Below are 17,704 nucleotides of genomic sequence, written 5' to 3' on the forward strand. Positions count from 1 at the left end.
AAGGAGTAGTATCATGAGTAAGGAAAAGCAATATCAACAAACAGCAGAAGATATTTTGCATTTGGTGGGTGGAAAAGATAATATTATTAGTGCAGCTCACTGTGCGACACGTTTACGACTTGTATTGAAAGATGAAAATAAAGCAAATACAGATGAAATAGTAAAATTAGATTTAGTTAAAGGCCAATTCTCAACAGGTGGACAGTATCAAATTATTATAGGAAGTGGAACTGTTGATGAGGTATATAAATACTTCATACAACAAAGTGGACTTTCAGAAAGTAGTAAGAGCGAAGTAAAAGCTGCAGCTGATAAAAAAATGAATCCATTCCAGCGATTTGTCAAAATGCTCTCAGACGTTTTTGTTCCTATCATTCCAGCTTTAGTCGCAAGTGGTTTCTTGATGGGGTTGAATAACATACTTACGGCCTCAGGGTTATTTATAGAAGGCAAATCCTTAGTTGAAGCATACCCTGCTATATCAGATTTAGCCTCAATGATTAATACAGTAGCTAGTGCAGCGTATGCGTTTTTACCAATTCTTATTGGATTTTCTGCCGCAAAAATGTTTGGAGCTAATCAGTTTTTAGGTGGCGTTGTAGGTATGGTTATGGTTTCTGGTGATTTGCTAAATGCTTATAGCTATGGTACAGCAGTTACTGAAGGCAAGATACCGATGTGGCATATATTGGGATTATCAATCGAAAAAGTTGGTTATCAAGGGACAGTACTTCCAGTATTAGCTGCTGTAGCTTTATTGGCTGTTATAGAAAAAAGATTGCACCGTATAATTCCAGAAGTACTAGACAATTTATTGACGCCAGCTTTAGCAGTGCTATTAACTTCATTTTTAACATTTACAATAGTAGGTGGTGTGATGAGAACAGCAGGTGATTGGATAACTAATGGTCTTTTGTGGCTACATGATAGTTTGGGGGTAATTGGAGGAATGGTCTTCGGATTTATTTATGCACCTCTTACTATGACAGGCATGCACCATAGTCTTTTACCAGTAGATATTCAATTAATTGCTTCAGGAGCGTCATTTTTACTTGCTATTGCTGCTTGTAATAATGTTGCACAGGGGGGAGCGGCTTTAGCAGCAATGAAATGTACCACAGATAAAAAAATGAAAGGAATTGCAGCTTCTTCAGGGATTTCTGCATTGCTAGGCATTACTGAGCCAGCAATGTTTGGAGTTAATTTAAAAATGAAATATCCTTTTTATGCAGCAATGATTGGTTCTGCAGTAGGATGTGGATATGTTACCTTGACTAACGTTTTAAATATTTCTCCAGGAGCTGCCGGAATAATAGGATTTATCTGTATTCAACCAAAAGGAATGTTAAACTTTTTAATCGGTACCATCATCTCTTTAATTGTCGCTTTCATTACTACCATTGTGTTCTCAAAACTAAAAAGATTTCAATCTTAACATTATGTGAAAGTGAGAATTGATAAGAAATTATTAGTGGATACTAGATAACAAGATTTTCATCAAAGCTGAACAGGAAAAATGTTCAGCTTTTTCTTGTCTTCCTGTCTCTTTGATCTACTGGGAGGAATTTGACAACAAAAGCATTGCTCTAGTTGCAGAAGCTCTCAGCAAGTCTTATGATAGAAAAAACGTTGATAAATACCTCGTTTTGCTTGGTGGCGAACAGCTAGAAGTTGTTAAACTATAAAACATCATATTGTTTTATCACTTGAATAAAAATAACCCTCTGAGATGTCCTTGTCTCAGAGGGTTATTAGTTGTAAATGAAATGATTTTTGAATTCAGAGAATATTAGCTCCAGAATTTAGCAGCAATTTCTTGCCCTTGTTTGATTTTAGCCCATTGTTGTGGAATAGCGAGTTCATTTCCAGAGTCACATGAGGCAAAACCGCATTGGTGAGAAAGGAAAAGACGTTCTTTAGGGATGATGTTGCTTGCTTCTTCTAAAAATTTTAGAGCGCGTTCTTCATCATCAAGGTCAGTTGTTTTACTTGAAAGTAGCCCAAGAACTACTTCAACATCTTTATCTTTCAAACTTTCAAGAGCTTTAAGGTCGCCAGAGACTTCGCTGTCCCATTCAAGGAAGAAGCGGTCGTAGTGTTGGTCTTTCAAGAATTTTGTGGCGATAGCTTCATAAGTGCCACCAGCAGCAGAACGACTTTCGTAATTTCCACGGCAGTTATGTGTCCAAACTTTTAGCCCAAGTTCATGTCCATAGTCAGCAACTTCGTTGTTAATAGCGATGAATTCATCTGCCAAGTCTGCTAAACCACCATTTCCTTCCGTAAAAAAACTAGCAGGATTAGATTCGTCAAAAAGTTCCCAGAGACAATCGTCAAATTGGATGATTTCTCCACCAGCTTCTTTGTATTCTGTTAAAAATTCTTTGTAAGCGTTGATAAGACCAGATTTTAGTTCTTTATTTGTCTTGTAAACTTGATTTTCCCCAGCCAATCCATCAAAAATCGCCAATTCAGTGTAAGCATGTGCAGGTCCCCAAATGGTTAATTTGGTAGCTGTATCGCCAGCTTCTTGTTTAACGAGTTTAAAAATATCAAGAAAATGATGATTTTTACCAGAAAGTGGTTCAGTGATACGAATGCCAATGTCTTTGCGTGTTTCAAATTGACCACCGTCATGGTCTTGGAAAGTGTAACCATGGTCAGCAATATAGCGTTCGATACCTTTTAGTCCCCATACAAAATCAAGGTGCCACATTGATTTTGAATATTCACCGTCAGTGATAATATCAATACCGTTTGCCTTTTCTTCAGCAATTATTTTTTTGATGTCAGCTGTTTCGGTTTCTTGATAGCCGTCAAAAGCATCATAGAAAGGGTAAACAATATCATCACGATGTTCAATCGCTGTTTTATATTCACGTAAGTCTGCTGGTCGCAAAAGCGAACCAACGAGTTGAAATTTTGAATTAGCCATTTCAAATACCTCTTTATCTTTCTGTGTTCATTGTATAAAAGCTTTGCCATTTTGAAAAATAGTTATTTTTATAGGCTTATATATAGTTACAAACTATAACGAAAAAAGTATATATTTGTCTGAAAATTTGGTAGAATAAGAAAAACTGACAAAAATTTTTGATGGGGCTTAAAGGACATCTAACATAAAATACGGCGAGGTAAAACCAATGCGTGATAATCACTTACACACATATTTTTCTTATGATTCGGATGCTCGATTCGAGGATTACTTAGAACATTATGACGGCGATATTGTGACAACAGAGCACTACGATTTATCAAATCCTTATACGAAACAAGATGACATTCCTGATTATGATGCTTATTCTAAAGAAATAGCTGAGCTGAATGTCAAATATGGTAATCGCATCAAGCGTGGTATTGAGATTGGTTATTATGAGCCACGCGAGGCAGATATTACAGCTTTCTTGGCAAATAAAGATTATGATTTGAAACTATTGTCAGTTCACCACAATGGTATTAATGATTATCTAGATGATGAAGTGGCTGACATGGATAAAAATGCCATTATTCAAGAATATCTCGACAAATTGGAACATGCTATTGGTCGTGTAGAGGCAGACGTTTTAGCTCATTTTGATTATGGTTTTCGACTTTTTGAGGTTTCTGTGGCAGAATTACAAGTCTATGAAGAACAGCTCCGCCGCATTTTCCAAAAAATGATTGATTTTGATTTGGCATTTGAGTTAAATAGTAAATCAATGTACCTCTATCATCACGAGGACCTTTATCGCTATGCCTTAGGCTTGGTAAGAGAATTAGGTGGACATAAGTATTCCATTGGTTCAGACGGGCACAAGTTGGAGCATTTCCGCTTAGCTTTTGACAAAATACAAGCATTGCTAGACGAATGTGATATCAAAGAATGGGAGATTTTATAAAGGGAAATTTAGGATGAAAATCGTATTTTTACATGGTTTAGGACAAGACGAAACATCTTGGGATGAAGTGATAAAGGCATTGCCGAATCACGACTGTTTGAGTGTCAAGTTATTTGAAAGGGATGTTTTCCCAACAGATTTCAAAGTGTTGGAAGATAAAATTCTTAGTATTCTGGAAAGTATTGATGAAGATTTTATTCTTGTAGGGTTATCACTAGGTGGCATGCTAGCGCTTGATATGATTCAGTTTAATTTGGCAAATCTAAAAGGGATTGTGGTTTCGGGTGGTCAATATAAAATGAAGGGGAATTTAGCTTTTTATATGCAATATCTACTTTTTGCTTGCACCCCAGCTCGGGTATTTGAAAAACAAGGTGTTGACAAACATGCCATGAAATCATTTTACGGAGGGCTTTCACAGTTCAATTTAGCTAAAGTATTAACAGAGGTTGAGTTACCAGTTCAACTTATTTGTGGCCAAAATGATAAGGCAAACTTACCAGCAGCAAAAGCCATGCACAAACTAATGACTAATTCACAGTTGAACATTATCCCAGATAGTGGGCATGTGTTAAATACAGAGTGTCCAGATGATTTTGCTAATATTATTAAAAACTTTCTAAATAGAATCATGTAGTCAATCTAGGCAAATTTTTAATAAAAAAACGCTATGAGCAATCTAACTCATAGCATTTTTTATACTTTTTTCAGCAATTAGTGAGAAACACGTTTGCGGGCTGCTTTTTTACGGTTTTCTTGAATGAAAGCAGCTTTTTCTTCTTCAGGATCAATAATGTTTTTCTTAATTGCAAAAACAGCGCCAGCAACAGTAGCAGCAGTAGCTACAACTCCAGTAGCAAGTCCTTTAGCAAATGCAAATTTTTTAGCCATAATAATTTTCCTCCTTACTGATAAGAACAGCGGGCAAAATCGATAATACCCATTATTAAGCAACGGAACGCAAACTTCTTGTCCAATCGCCTTTATGTTATAATAATGGTAACGAAAAATGACTTAAAATTCAAGTGAAAACGTTATTTTTATTAAAAAATAGGGCTTAGGACGGATATAAAGACGAGATGTCAGAAAAAATAAAATTAATTGTAGTAGTTGGTCCGACAGCTGTTGGAAAAACAGCTTTGGGAATTGAGTTGGCACAACAATTTAATGGTGAAATTATCAGCGGTGATAGCCAACAAGTTTACCGCCATTTGAACATTGGAACGGCTAAGGCAACTCCTGAAGAGCAGGCGGCAGTACCGCATCATTTAATCGATGTGCGTGATGTTGATGCCAATTATTCTGTTTACGATTTTGTGGCGGAAGCCAGTCAAGCAATTATGGAGATTGCTAGTCGTGGCAAAGTACCTATTATCGTTGGTGGTACAGGCTTGTATTTGCAGAGCTTACTTGAAGGGTATCACTTAGGTGGCGAGGTTGACCAAGAAAAACTATTGGCTTATCGTAAAGACTTGGAACAATTATCAGATGAGGTTTTATTTGAAAAAATAGCAGATCTGGGAAAAAAGATTCCAGAGATAAATCGTCGTCGTGCCATTCGTGCCTTGGAACTAGCCAAATTTGGGCAAAATCTTGAAAACAAAGAAACGAATTACGAGGCGCTTCTCATTGGGTTAAATGATGACCGTCAGGTGCTTTATGACCGTATCAATCACCGTGTTGACCTGATGCTTGAAAAGGGTATTTTGGATGAAGCCAAATGGCTTTATGATAATCACCGTAATGTTCAAGCAGCGCGAGCGATTGGTTATAAAGAGCTTTTTCCATATTTTACAGGCGACGCTTCTTTGGAAGACTGTGTCGAAAAACTCAAGCAGAACACACGCCGTTTCGCCAAGCGCCAATTGACGTGGTTCAGAAATCGCATGGCTGTCAATTTTTACACTGTTTCAGAAGTTGATTTTAAAGAAACTGTTATTCAAGAAGTTAACAAATTTTTAAAATAGAGAGAATTATGTGCGACGCACTTTTTTGTCATAGAGATTATAATGAAATGTCAGAAGAGAGTAACAGGGTTTCTCCTACTTTTTGGAACTTTTTATGTTATAATGATAGTTACGGATTAAAGAGAAAGGGGTGAGCAGATGATTGAAACAAGCAAGCGTCAGGAGCGTGTTATTTTACTAGGTGTTGAGTTGCCAGAGACGGAAAATTTTGAGATGTCAATGGAAGAATTAGCTTCTCTAGCTAAGACGGCAGGGGCAGAAGTTGTCTCTTCTTATCGTCAAAAGCGTGAAAAATACGACAGTAAGTCTTTGATTGGTTCGGGCAAATTAGCCGAGATTAAAGCGATTGTGGAGGCTGATGAGATTGACACCGTTATTGTCAATGACCGCTTGACTCCTCGGCAAAATGTCAATTTGGAAGTTGAACTTGGTGTCAAAGTGATTGACCGTATGCAGTTAATTCTGGATATTTTTGCCATGCGGGCACGTAGTCATGAGGGGAAATTGCAAGTTCATCTCGCTCAGCTCAAATATATGTTGCCACGTCTTGTCGGACAAGGGGTTATGTTGAGCCGACAAGCTGGTGGTATCGGTAGTCGTGGTCCTGGTGAAAGTCAATTGGAGCTTAATCGCCGCTCAATTCGTCATCAAATTTCAGATATTGAACGTCAACTAAAGGTTGTCGAAAAAAATCGTGAAACAGGTCGTGAAAAACGCACCGAATCACAAGTGTTTAAAATCGGTTTAATTGGTTACACTAATGCTGGAAAATCAACGATTATGAACGTTTTAACCAATGATAAACAGTATGAAGCTGATGAATTGTTTGCAACTTTGGATGCAACAACCAAACAAATTTATTTACAAAATCAATTTCAGGTGACGCTGACGGATACTGTTGGATTTATCCAAAATTTACCGACAGAGCTGGTTGCTGCGTTTAAGTCAACTTTGGAAGAAAGTCGTAACGTTGACCTTTTGTTGCACGTTATTGATGCCAGCGATCCAAATCATGCGGAGCATGAAAAAGTGGTTTTGAATTTGTTAAAAGAGCTAGACATGCTAGATATTCCGCGCCTAGCTGTTTATAACAAAATGGATGTTGCGGAGCATTTGGTGGCAACAGCTTTTCCAAATGTGCGTATTTCTGCGCGTGATAAGGACGCTCGCACACTCTTACGCCGTTTGATTATCAATGAAATTCGTGAGATTTTTGAGCCATTTAGCATTCGTGTTCACCAAAGTCAGGCTTACAAACTGTATGAGTTAAATAAAATTGCTTTGCTAGACCATTATGACTTTGCCCAAGAATACGAAACCATTACTGGCTACATTAATCCTAAAAATAAATGGAGACTAGAAGAATTTTATGACTGATTATATAAGCTTGGCTTTAAAATACGGTGGTTTTACATCACTCGATAAAGTTTATTTACAAAATACCTTGGAGCAGTTGACGGATGAGCAAAAACTCAGTTTTATCACACCGCCACCAAGTGTTATCAATGCTTATTTTGCGGAAATGTATCAAAAACAATCTCCAGAAGCCGCAACAGATTATTATTTTGAATTATCTAAAGAATTGCATTTGTTAAATGCTAACCCATCTTTTGATGAATACAAGCCCTTTATTCGCTTGAATTTATCAGGGAAATCATATGGTTTTACCTATGAAAATGATCAAGAAGTGGCGCGTGTTTTTTCTGAAAAGAATGAGACGTTAGCTATAGATATTTTGTTTGAATTGGCACAGGTTTTCCCACAATACAAGGTTTACGTGGAAGAAGGACACATAAAGATGTCAAAAATGGATTTTAATGAAGAAGTCCTTGAGGACCTAACGCCACAAGAAAGTCTGCTCGGCCATGTTTCAAAATTAAAAGGAAATGTGGTTAAGCTACAAAGTTTTAATCGTGATGAATTAGTAGAATTACTAGCTCACTACAAAGGACAAGTTTATTATACCTTTGATCATCGTGAGTTCATCGCTTATGTAAAAGTACAGTAGAGGAAAGGAGATAAAAACTTCGGTTTTTATCATTATAGAATGGAATTACAATTTTTGGGAACAGGAGCGGGTCAGCCATCAAAGTCACGTAATGTGTCAAGTTTGGTTTTGAAGCTACTTGATGAAATCAATGAGGTCTGGATGTTTGACTGTGGCGAAGGCACACAGCGTCAGATTTTAGAAACAACAATTAAACCGCGTAAAGTTAAGCGCATTTTTATTACGCATCTACACGGAGACCATATTTTTGGTTTGCCTGGATTTTTAGCTAGCCGAGCTTTTCAAGCTAACGAGGAACAAACAGACCTTGAGTTTTATGGTCCTATTGGTATTCGTTCGTATGTTTTAAATAGCTTGCGCTTGTCAGGAGCACGCTTGCCATACCGCATTCATTTCCATGAATTTGACGAGAATAGCCTTGGTAAGGTTATGGAAACTGATAAATTTGTGGTTTATGCAGAAAAACTTGACCATACGATTTTCTGTATTGGTTATCGCGTGATGCAAAAAGATTTAGAAGGAACGCTTGATTCTGAAGCTTTGAAGGCTGCAGGTGTGCCTTTCGGACCACTTTTTGGCAAAATCAAGAGCGGGCAAGATGTTGTTTTAGACGACGGAACAAAAATCATTGCCAAAGATTACATTTCAGCACCAAAAAAAGGAAAAATTATTACCATTTTAGGTGACACACGTAAGACAGATGCTAGTGTTCGTCTTGGTTTGGGAGCTGATATTTTAGTTCACGAATCAACTTATGGTAAAGGTGATGAAAAAATCGCGCGTAAACATGGTCATTCAACGAATATGCAAGCTGCTCAAATTGCCAAAGAGGCCTCAGCTAAAATGCTTTTGCTTAACCACATTAGTGCTCGTTTTCTTGGACGTGAGTGCAAACAAATCGAAAATGACGCCAAAACAGTCTTTGAAAACACACACCTTGTTAAAGATTTGGAAGAAATTAGCTTATGAGAATTATAGCCATTACAGGAGCAACCGGTGGTATTGCTCAAGAAATCGTCAAACATGTACCAGAAGACGATTATGTGATTGCCTTGGGACGTGATTTAAAGAAATTAAAAACACATTATGGTAAACGTTCAAATACAGAGTACTTTGCCCTTGATATGTCAAGCGATGTAGCAATTGCTGAAACGGTTGAAAAAATCTATGCTATCCATGGACGCGTTGATATTTTTATCAATAATGCTGGGTATGGAGATTTTAGTGATTTTGACACTTATACTACGGCGCAAATTCGTGACATGTTTGATATTAACACCTTTGCAACAATGACGTTTTCACGTTTAGTGGGCCAAAGGATGAAAGAAGCAGGGGAAGGTCATATCATCAATATTGCTAGTATTGCAGGTTTGATTGCTTCTGCCAAGTCTTCTGTTTATTCTGCAACAAAATTTGCTGTGATTGGTTTTTCAAATGCTTTGCGACTAGAATTAGCTGACAGCAACGTTTTTGTGACAACTGTTAACCTTGGTCCGATTGCAACGAAATTTTTTGATAAAGCAGATCCATCAGGAGAGTATCTTAAAAGTGTTGGGCGCTTTGTTTTACAGCCAGAATACGTTGCGAAACGCACCGTTGCCATTTTTGGCAAGAATAAGCGTGAGCTAAATATGCCTTGGTCACTTGCGGCGGCTCAAAAAGCTTACACACTTTTCCCAAGAATTGCAGATTTTTTAGCTAGAAAAATATTTAATTACAAATAAAACAAGCGTCGTTTCAACTCTACATAAGAAGTGAGAAGTGAATGATAACAAGTAAATACAATTGGAAAAATATTGAAAAAGAGCCAGATAATGGCTTTTTTGAGCTGACAAAAAAAGAAAAACTAACAGAATTAGCTAGTCAGATTCTTTATAGTCGAGGTGTTGATACGGCAGAAAAATTGATTCAATTTTTATCAACGGATTTGTCACAATTGCATGACCCTTACCTTTTACATGACATGGATAAAGCGGTTAATCGTATTCGCCAAGCTATTGAGAATTACGAACAAATCTTGGTTTATGGTGATTATGATGCTGACGGAATGACTAGTGCCAGCATTATGAAAGAAGCCCTTGAAATGTTGGGTGCCGAAGCCCAAGTTTATCTGCCAAATCGTTTCACAGATGGTTACGGCCCAAATGAATCAGTCTATAAATATTTCATTGAGCAGCAAAACGTTTCTTTGATTATTACGGTGGACAATGGCGTAGCAGGGAACGAAGCGATTGCCTACGCACAAAGTCAGGGGGTAGATGTCATTGTGACAGACCACCACGGTTTGCCAGCAGAGCTACCAGAAGCATTTGCGATTGTGCACCCAGAACACCCAGAAGCTGATTATCCGTTCAAATATCTGGCTGGCTGTGGCGTTGCTTTCAAAGTTGCTTGTGCTTTGCTAGAATCTATTCCGACAGAAATGCTTGATCTGGTGGCAATTGGAACAATTGCTGATATGGTGAGTTTGACTGATGAAAACCGCATTATGGTTAAAGTTGGACTTGAAATTCTGAAACAAACCGAACGCATTGGTCTGATTGAATTGATAAAAGTATCAGATGTGGATATGGCAGATGTCAATGAAGAAACGGTTGGTTTCAAAATTGCTCCGCAGCTAAATGCACTTGGTCGCCTAGATGACCCAAATCCTGCTGTCGAATTATTGACTGGCTTTGATGATGAAGAAGCGCATAACATTGCCAAGATGATTAATGCTAAAAACGAAGAGCGCAAGGAAATTGTTCAGAAAATCTTCGATGAAGCCATGAGCATGGTTGATTTGGAAAAGCCAGTGCAAGTATTGGCTAAAGAAGGCTGGCACCCAGGCGTTTTAGGAATTGTCGCAGGGCGTATTTTAGAACAAATCGCGCAGCCAGTGATTGTTTTAAATATCGAAGATGGGATTGCTAAAGGTTCTGCCAGAAGTATCGAGGCCATTAATATTTTCCATGCTCTTGATGAGCACCGTGATTTATTTGAAGCCTTTGGTGGACACGCTGGCGCTGCTGGAATGACTTTGGTGACTGAAAATCTTGATAAATTATCACAAGTTTTGTGTGATTATATTGCTGAAAATGATATTGACTTATCACAGAAAAAAGAGCTTGTTATTGATGAGGTTCTGGAGCTCTCAGAGATTAACCTTGATACCGTGCACAGTCTTGAAAAATTGGCACCATTTGGCATGGACAATCCAAAACCAGTCTTTGAAATTAAAGATTTTGTGGTGAAACAAGCACGCACTATGGGGCAAAATGGTGCGCATTTAAAATTAAAAATTGCCCAAGGTACAACGGCAATTGACCTTGTTGCCTTTAATCAAGGACATCTGGCGCAGGAATTTCAACAAGTGCAAAATCTTTGCCTTGCAACGACATTATCGATTAATAAGTGGAATGGGCAAACGACTGTTCAATTAATGTTGGAAGATGCGCGTGTTGAGGGTGTTCAGTTGATTGATATTCGCTCCAAAACGGCTAGCCTTCCAGAACGTGTTCCAGTATTGACTGAAGATAGCACGGCAAATGAAGTTGTGGTGTTAGACATCCCTGATAAGGCTGAAGAATTAAAATCACTCTTTGTGGGTCGTCATTTTGAAGCCATTTATTTTAAAAATCATATTAAACGTGCTTATTATCTGACAGGCTATGGCACACGTGACCAATTTGCTAAGCTTTATAAAACCATTTATCAATTCCCAGAATTTGATGTCCGCTACAAGTTGAAAGAATTGAGCCAATACCTTAATATCCCTGATATTTTGCTCATTAAAATGATTCAGATTTTTGATGAATTAGATTTTGTAACCATCACAGATGGTGTTATGGTCGTCAACAAAGATGCTCAGAAACGCAGTATTTCAGAAAGCCAAATCTACCAAGACCTCAAACAACAAGTTAAATTCCAAGAATTGATGGCACTAGCTACTCCCCAAGAAATATATGAGTGGTTGATTAATGAAAGTGATGAGTAGAGGTAGTTGGGGACCTCTCCCTCTAAGAGCGGTTTAGATTTACTAAAAAATATTAGAAAAGGTTGCTTTAGTTTATCATTTTCGATATAGGAAGAATTCACTAAGTTTCTCTAGAATTTGAGGAGAGAGCAGAGTGAATTTTTTTATTTTTGTGTTCGTTGTTAGATTTTGGTGTGGTAAATCAATCACTAGGTTAAGATTATTTCTATGTAACAATTGATTGCTATGAAAGTAAAGTATTATGACATTTATTCAAATAATTTTTATAATTAATCTACAAAAAACAATATTAAGGACATAATGTTTGAGCGAATCTTGTGTAAAGCGTATACTAGCGATATAGTAATTTTAAGTAATTACTAGTTGGTCAAACTTGGTGTGAAAACTCACACCCTCGAGTTCATTCAAAAAGGAGAATTATATGAATGCACACGAAATTTTAAACGACCCGTTTTTGAATAAAGGGACTGCCTTTACACAAACAGAACGTGAAAAATTTGGCTTAGTGGGGCTGTTACCACCACATATTCAAACTATTGAGGAACAAGCAGAGCAAGCTTATACTCATTATCAACGAAAAACATCTAATCTTGAGAAACGTCATTTTTTGATGGAGATTTTTAATACTAATCGTACACTTTTTTATTATCTCTTTAATCAACACGTGGTTGAATTCAATCCGATTGTTTATGATCCTGTAATTGCTGAGTCTATTGAAAAGTACAGTGAATTATTTGTTGATCCTCAATATGCTACCTATTTGTCGGTTGATCATCCAGAATATATTCGAGAAACATTGAAGAATGCAGCTGGAAAACGCCAAATTCGTTTGATTGTTGTAACTGATGCGGAAGGTATTTTAGGCATTGGTGACTGGGGGACGCAAGGTGTTGATATTTCAGTTGGAAAATTAATGATTTATACTGTAGCAGCAGGGATTGATCCAGCTACGGTTTTGCCTATTGTTATCGATGCAGGAACAAATCGAAAAGAGCTGTTAGATAATCCATTTTATCTCGGAAATCATCATGAGCGTATTCACGGTGAAATTTATGATAATTTTATTGATCAATTTGTACAAATAGCAGAAGAACTTTTTCCAGATCTTTATTTGCATTGGGAAGATTTTGGTCGTAGTAATGCAGCTAACATTCTTAATAAATATAAAGATAAGATTCCAACTTTCAATGATGATATACAAGGAACTGGCATTATTACCTTAGCAGGTATTTATGGCGCACTTGGAATGACTGGTGAAGAACTAATTAATCAACGTTATCTTTGTTATGGTGGAGGAACAGCTGGTGCTGGGATTGCTCATCGAGTATTTTTAGAGATGATAAATGAAGGTTTGACAGAAGAGGAAGCCTATAGTCGTTTTTATATGGTGGATAAGCAAGGTTTACTTTTTGATGACATGGAAGACTTAACTCCTGAACAGAAGCCTTTTGCACGTAAGCGTTCTGAATTTACAAATAGTGAACAGTTAATTGATTTAGGTGCAGTTGTCAAAGTTGTTAAACCAACTATTTTAGTAGGAACATCTACACAACCAGGAACGTTTACCAAAGAAATTGTTGAGGATATGTGTTCCTTTACAGAACGTCCTATTATTTTTCCATTAAGTAATCCAACAAAGTTAGCTGAGGCAACAGCTTCAGATTTGATTACTTGGTCTGATGGCAAAGCCTTTGTTGCGACAGGAATTCCAACAGCCGATATAGAGTACAAAGGAGTGACTTATCAAATTGGTCAAGCTAATAATGCTCTGATTTATCCTGGTTTAGGCTTAGGGGTAATGGCTGCTAAGGCTAAACTATTAACAGATCAGATGATTAGTGCTGCAGCGCATTCTCTCAGTGGTTTAATTGAAGATAAAACCACTGGGACACCAGTTTTACCACCGGTTTCACGATTGACAGAATTTTCGATTAGTGTGGCTAATGCAGTTGCTAAAAAAGCTCAAGAACAAGGCATAGCACAAGTTGAGGGTGATATGGAAAAAGCTGTTCAAGATCTTAAATGGTATCCTAAATACTAATAAGTAGAGTTTACCAAAGTATTTTTAGTGTTAGTTTTAGGAGGAGCTTAATCAAATGAACATTTTAACATCTATTGAAAACATTTTACCTATTATTCTCATCATTGCACTAGGGTTTTACCTTAATGAAAAAGGGTGGTTTGGCACTGAATTTGGAGGAAATATTTCTCGTTTAATCATGAATGTAGCTTTGCCGTCTTCCATCTTTATATCAGTTTTGAAGTATTTAACTTTAACAAAATTAGTGGCAGTAGCTCCTGGACTCATTTATACGTTTGGTTCAGTCATCATAGCTTATATTGTAGCATTTGCTATCGTTAAGCTCTTTAAGGTCGAACCAGGTCGTCGTGGAGTCATGATTAATATGTTTGCTAACGCTAATACTATTTTTATCGGTCTTCCACTTAATATTGCTTTGTTTGGCGATGCCTCTATATCCTATTTCTTGGTTTATTATATTACGAACACTGTATCAACTTGGGCATTCGGAGCTTTATTGATTGCACAGGATTCCAAGGATACTAATGAGAAGAAAAATAGCAGTTTTAGTTGGAAGAAACTGTTACCTGCTCCTCTTGTCGGTTTTCTAGTTTCATTAGTATTTTTATTATTTGATATTCCTGTTCCGACCTTTGCAACGAATACGTTGACTTATCTTGGTAATATTGTAACACCTTTATCTCTTATTTATATTGGTATCGTTTTATCGAAAGCAGGGTTATCTAGTATTAAATTTGATCGTGATACCATTTTGGCACTTTTAGGGCGTTACTTGTTATCACCTTTGGTCATGTTTGTTATTCTAGTTTTATTTGGTTCTAGTTTGCCAAGTGTAGAATATAAAACGTTTATAATACAAGCAGCTGTACCAGGGTTAGCAGTATTACCGATATTAGCTAATGAAGGTAATGGAGATGTGGAATATGCGACTAATGTTGTTACTACTTCAACTTTGCTTTTTGTAATTGTCATCCCAATTATTATTAGTTTAATTGGTTGATAAATAATTGACTTTAGTATAGATTAGCACTATAATGAGGGTGTAAAGATATCGAATATCAAGACCTTGTTCAAGTTGTAATGGCTTGGTCTTTTAGAAGTTCTTGTTAGTGGAGGCAGTGTATGTGTACAGCTATAACTTATCAAACTAAAGACAATTATTTTGGTCGAAATCTTGATTTAGATTTTTCTTATCATGAAGAAGTTACGATTTGTCCCAGAAATTATCCTCTTTCATTCAAGTACGAGACAAAACAAGACACTCATTTAGCAATTATTGGCATGGCAACAGTTGTAGGTGATTATCCATTGTTTTATGATGCTACAAATGAAAAAGGATTAAGTATGGCAGGATTAAATTTCCCAGAAAATGCTGATTTTAAACCTGCTAAAGATGGCAAAACAAATGTTGCCTCTTTTGAATTCATGCTTTGGATCTTGTCGCAGTGTGAAAGTGTATCAGAAGTGCGTCAACAATGTGAAAATTTAAATTTAACTGATGATGCTTTTAGTTCAGACTATCCTGTATCGCCATTGCATTGGATGATTGCAGATAGCAAGGAATCCATTGTTGTAGAACCCGTAAAGGATAAAGTGGCTATATATGATAATCCTATAGGTGTTTTAACTAATAATCCTACATTTGATAAACAGTTGTTTAATCTTAACAATTATCGTCACCTATCGCCAAAAGTATCTGACAATTTATTTTCAAAAGTTCTTGATTTAGATGTTTACAGTCGTGGTATGGGTGGAATAGGACTTCCAGGTGATTTGTCATCAATGTCGCGTTTTGTTAAGGTAGCTTTTACAAAATTAAATGCTGTAGCTGATTGTTCTGAAGCTAGTAGCGTTAATCAATTTTTCCATATTTTAAAATCTGTTGAACAACAAAAAGGCTTGTGTTATGTTGATGAAAGCAATGGATATGAGTATACTATTTATAGTTCTTGTGTGAACGTTGATAAAGGGATTTATTATTACACTACTTATGAAAATTCACAAATCACAGCAATTGATATGCATCAAGAAAATCTTGATAGCAGCCGATTAATTCGTTACCCACTTCAAAAAGAATGGAATGTACTTTATCAAAATAGATAGTATTTGTGGCGTTAAATTAACAATTTATAATGATTTGCTAATGAAAGGTATCCATTAAAAATCCATATCTTCCATTATCAATCATTTAAATATAAAAAGTGAGAACATGCTTTGTTTTCACTTTTTATATTTAAATTGAGCAATCGTGGAAAGATACTAAAAACCAGTTCCTGTAGATGGGAGCTGGTTTTTGAATTATGATTTAGAGCAATAATGATTGAGATTCTCTATTTTGAATGATAGTATGAAAGGAATTGCTCTGAAAGAAGATTTATAAATTACTTTTTAAACGATTAGAATGATGTAGTTACAGAGGAACAGATTTATTTTACTAGGCTTAGATACTGAAGTCTATTTATAGCATGTTAGAAAAATCAAAAGTATAGGTGGAAAAATATTAGCTAGTGAGATTCTTTTTGGTGATGGCTTGATAACGATAGTGTTTCGGGCTGACTCCTACCATCTTTTTAAATGTTCGTGAGAAATTTGAAGGAGAAGAGAAAGCTAATAGTTCGGCTATTTGAGAAGATTTAGCGCCATTACTTAATAGCTCTTTGGCGGTTTGCATTTTTAAATTTAAAAAATATTTCTGAATCGTTGTTTGAGTTTCGTGTTTAAATATCTGTTGTAATTTGGATTCACTCATATGGAAGTGTTTAGCTATTGTTTCAAGTTTTAGGTTAGTATTTAGATTATCTCTAAGGTATTGAATAACGGAAATTACAGTTGGTGACGCGGTCGTAGTGAGTTGTTCCTTGATGTTGTGAACTTGTTTTGTATAAAACAAAATAGCGGTATCACGGAGTTTTAAAATATCTGTTAGTTGTATTAATGATTCATTATCTTTAATAAAATTATCACGTGCTGAATATGATATTTCGACATTTAAACCTGAATGGATAGCCACTTGAGACAATCGATCAAAAACAATAATAGAATAATTTTTTTCGGATCGAAGTAAGTCACCAGTAATACTAGGGACGACAGCATTTCCTAAACGATTAACAGTTTCTTTTAGTAAATCGGGACTCCCTTTTCTTACTGCTTCTGCAATTTCACTTTCATAACGATACAAATAAGAGTACTTTGTAAAATTATAGTTGGAAAGATTTTTAGCTCTTTCTGTAAAAAAGTGCTTTGCCCAATAATGAGTGTATTGATGCAAAGGTTTTGATAATTTATCTTCTATAATGCCAGTTAAAGAGTGGTTAATTAGGATAAGTAATTCTCGTATTTGACTTAAGGGATAAAAAGGTAAGGACATAAGAAGATGATAAAAATAATCTTTTTCTTTAATGCTCATTTGACTATTTTTAACACGAGTTTCAAAGAATGATTCACTGATTGTATTTACTCTAAAAGGGCCTAAGATAATATATTCTTGTTGAATATGGAAAGCAATCAGTATTTCATTGAACATGCCATGGTAAAATAAAACATTTTCATCTATCTCTTTGAAACGACTCAATATTTGATGATAATCATAATAAAGAGATGATGTTTTATCTGTTTGGAACTCCGTAGTAATAGAAAACTCTTCGTCACAAATCATAATGGATATTCCCAATGTACTGTGAAGCGCCTTAAGCAATAAACTATTTGTCAAAAAATATTCTCCTATTATTATTGATTTTCTTATCATTTTATAAAAATAATTAAAAAAGTTCAAAGAATATGCACTCAAAATTAAAATGATAAAAAATAATGTTTTTGAATAGTTAATTAAAAAAA

General features: G+C 36.0%; 15 protein-coding genes and 1 pseudogene. 13 read left to right on the plus strand and 3 right to left on the minus strand.

The window, feature by feature from the left end; all coding sequences use genetic code 11:
- The first annotated feature begins 13 nt into the window (after positions 1-13).
- Together E8M05_RS03960 and E8M05_RS11210 are read left to right on the plus strand one after the other, a co-directional pair.
- On the plus strand, positions 14-1,435 hold the full coding sequence (locus tag E8M05_RS03960) for a sucrose-specific PTS transporter subunit IIBC (protein WP_003064137.1): 1,422 nt from the start codon (positions 14-16) through the stop codon (positions 1,433-1,435).
- A 112-nt stretch (positions 1,436-1,547) separates the two neighbouring features.
- Positions 1,548-1,685, plus strand: a complete 138-nt coding sequence (locus E8M05_RS11210) for a hypothetical protein (protein WP_003064141.1) — start codon at positions 1,548-1,550, stop codon at positions 1,683-1,685.
- A gap of 104 nt (positions 1,686-1,789) precedes the next feature.
- Here the strand turns inward: E8M05_RS11210 and E8M05_RS03965 are convergent, their stop codons facing one another.
- Positions 1,790-2,935, minus strand: coding sequence for a cobalamin-independent methionine synthase II family protein (locus E8M05_RS03965; RefSeq protein ID WP_003064144.1), 1,146 nt, complete (start codon positions 2,933-2,935; stop codon positions 1,790-1,792).
- A gap of 208 nt (positions 2,936-3,143) precedes the next feature.
- Here E8M05_RS03965 and E8M05_RS03970 point away from each other — a divergent pair, with 208 nt between their 5' ends.
- On the plus strand, positions 3,144-3,878 hold the full coding sequence (locus E8M05_RS03970) for a PHP domain-containing protein (protein WP_003064147.1): 735 nt from the start codon (positions 3,144-3,146) through the stop codon (positions 3,876-3,878).
- A gap of 13 nt (positions 3,879-3,891) precedes the next feature.
- Positions 3,892-4,515 (plus strand): alpha/beta fold hydrolase, encoded by a 624-nt coding sequence (locus E8M05_RS03975; RefSeq protein WP_041974315.1) that lies wholly within the window; start codon positions 3,892-3,894, stop codon positions 4,513-4,515.
- 77 nt (positions 4,516-4,592) lie between these two features.
- Here the strand turns inward: E8M05_RS03975 and E8M05_RS03980 are convergent, their stop codons facing one another.
- Entirely contained in the window at positions 4,593-4,769 is a 177-nt protein-coding gene (locus tag E8M05_RS03980) for a DUF3042 family protein (protein WP_003064151.1), read from the minus strand.
- Between the two features lie 188 nt (positions 4,770-4,957).
- On the opposite strand from E8M05_RS03980, the gene miaA reads away from it, so the two are divergent.
- The 9 genes and pseudogenes from miaA to bsh all read left to right on the plus strand — a co-directional run bounded on the left by miaA (position 4,958) and on the right by bsh (position 15,973).
- The gene (gene miaA, locus E8M05_RS03985) at positions 4,958-5,845 is read left to right on the plus strand and encodes a tRNA (adenosine(37)-N6)-dimethylallyltransferase MiaA (protein WP_003064153.1); all 888 of its coding nucleotides are present in this window, start codon (positions 4,958-4,960) and stop codon (positions 5,843-5,845) included.
- Positions 5,846-5,983: 138 nt separating this feature from the next.
- Positions 5,984-7,222, plus strand: a complete 1,239-nt coding sequence (hflX, locus tag E8M05_RS03990) for a GTPase HflX (protein WP_003064155.1) — start codon at positions 5,984-5,986, stop codon at positions 7,220-7,222.
- The gene (locus E8M05_RS03995; protein WP_003064158.1) at positions 7,215-7,853 is read left to right on the plus strand and encodes a hypothetical protein; all 639 of its coding nucleotides are present in this window, start codon (positions 7,215-7,217) and stop codon (positions 7,851-7,853) included. The genes hflX and E8M05_RS03995 overlap by 8 nt, the downstream gene beginning before the upstream one ends.
- Before the next feature lie 39 nt (positions 7,854-7,892).
- Positions 7,893-8,822, plus strand: a complete 930-nt coding sequence (gene rnz, locus E8M05_RS04000) for a ribonuclease Z (RefSeq protein WP_003064159.1) — start codon at positions 7,893-7,895, stop codon at positions 8,820-8,822.
- The gene (locus E8M05_RS04005) at positions 8,819-9,577 is read left to right on the plus strand and encodes an SDR family NAD(P)-dependent oxidoreductase (RefSeq protein WP_136596410.1); all 759 of its coding nucleotides are present in this window, start codon (positions 8,819-8,821) and stop codon (positions 9,575-9,577) included. Before rnz ends, E8M05_RS04005 begins: the two co-directional genes overlap by 4 nt.
- A 41-nt stretch (positions 9,578-9,618) precedes the next feature.
- Positions 9,619-11,829, plus strand: a complete 2,211-nt coding sequence (gene recJ, locus E8M05_RS04010) for a single-stranded-DNA-specific exonuclease RecJ (RefSeq protein WP_003064161.1) — start codon at positions 9,619-9,621, stop codon at positions 11,827-11,829.
- A gap of 418 nt (positions 11,830-12,247) precedes the next feature.
- Positions 12,248-13,870 (plus strand): annotated as a pseudogene (locus E8M05_RS04015) (malolactic enzyme); the annotation flags it as partial.
- Positions 13,871-13,925: 55 nt separating this feature from the next.
- On the plus strand, positions 13,926-14,870 hold the full coding sequence (locus E8M05_RS04020) for an AEC family transporter (protein WP_003064165.1): 945 nt from the start codon (positions 13,926-13,928) through the stop codon (positions 14,868-14,870).
- 122 nt (positions 14,871-14,992) lie between these two features.
- Positions 14,993-15,973, plus strand: coding sequence for a choloylglycine hydrolase (bsh, locus tag E8M05_RS04025; protein WP_003064168.1), 981 nt, complete (start codon positions 14,993-14,995; stop codon positions 15,971-15,973).
- 397 nt (positions 15,974-16,370) lie between these two features.
- Here the strand turns inward: bsh and E8M05_RS04030 are convergent, their stop codons facing one another.
- Positions 16,371-17,579 carry a YSIRK-targeted surface antigen transcriptional regulator gene (locus tag E8M05_RS04030; protein ID WP_013851670.1) on the minus strand — a complete coding sequence of 403 codons (1,209 nt, stop codon included), beginning with the start codon at positions 17,577-17,579 and terminating at the stop codon, positions 16,371-16,373.
- Positions 17,580-17,704 lie beyond the last annotated feature (125 nt).

It is taken from the genome of Streptococcus pasteurianus, from assembly GCF_004843545.1.
GTDB lineage: Bacteria > Bacillota > Bacilli > Lactobacillales > Streptococcaceae > Streptococcus > Streptococcus pasteurianus.

Excerpts from the sequence above, each read along its gene's own strand:
- E8M05_RS03980 (WP_003064151.1), bottom strand. The coding sequence starts at position 4,769 with ATGGCTAAAAAATTTGCATTTGCTAAAGGACTTGCTACTGGAGTTGTA.
- bsh (WP_003064168.1), top strand. The coding sequence starts at position 14,993 with ATGTGTACAGCTATAACTTATCAAACTAAAGACAATTATTTTGGTCGA.
- miaA (WP_003064153.1), top strand. The coding sequence starts at position 4,958 with ATGTCAGAAAAAATAAAATTAATTGTAGTAGTTGGTCCGACAGCTGTT.
- rnz (WP_003064159.1), top strand. The coding sequence starts at position 7,893 with ATGGAATTACAATTTTTGGGAACAGGAGCGGGTCAGCCATCAAAGTCA.
- E8M05_RS03995 (WP_003064158.1), top strand. The coding sequence starts at position 7,215 with ATGACTGATTATATAAGCTTGGCTTTAAAATACGGTGGTTTTACATCA.
- E8M05_RS04005 (WP_136596410.1), top strand. The coding sequence starts at position 8,819 with ATGAGAATTATAGCCATTACAGGAGCAACCGGTGGTATTGCTCAAGAA.
- E8M05_RS03965 (WP_003064144.1), bottom strand. The coding sequence starts at position 2,935 with ATGGCTAATTCAAAATTTCAACTCGTTGGTTCGCTTTTGCGACCAGCA.
- E8M05_RS03975 (WP_041974315.1), top strand. The coding sequence starts at position 3,892 with ATGAAAATCGTATTTTTACATGGTTTAGGACAAGACGAAACATCTTGG.
- E8M05_RS03970 (WP_003064147.1), top strand. The coding sequence starts at position 3,144 with ATGCGTGATAATCACTTACACACATATTTTTCTTATGATTCGGATGCT.
- E8M05_RS03960 (WP_003064137.1), top strand. The coding sequence starts at position 14 with ATGAGTAAGGAAAAGCAATATCAACAAACAGCAGAAGATATTTTGCAT.
- recJ (WP_003064161.1), top strand. The coding sequence starts at position 9,619 with ATGATAACAAGTAAATACAATTGGAAAAATATTGAAAAAGAGCCAGAT.
- E8M05_RS04020 (WP_003064165.1), top strand. The coding sequence starts at position 13,926 with ATGAACATTTTAACATCTATTGAAAACATTTTACCTATTATTCTCATC.
- hflX (WP_003064155.1), top strand. The coding sequence starts at position 5,984 with ATGATTGAAACAAGCAAGCGTCAGGAGCGTGTTATTTTACTAGGTGTT.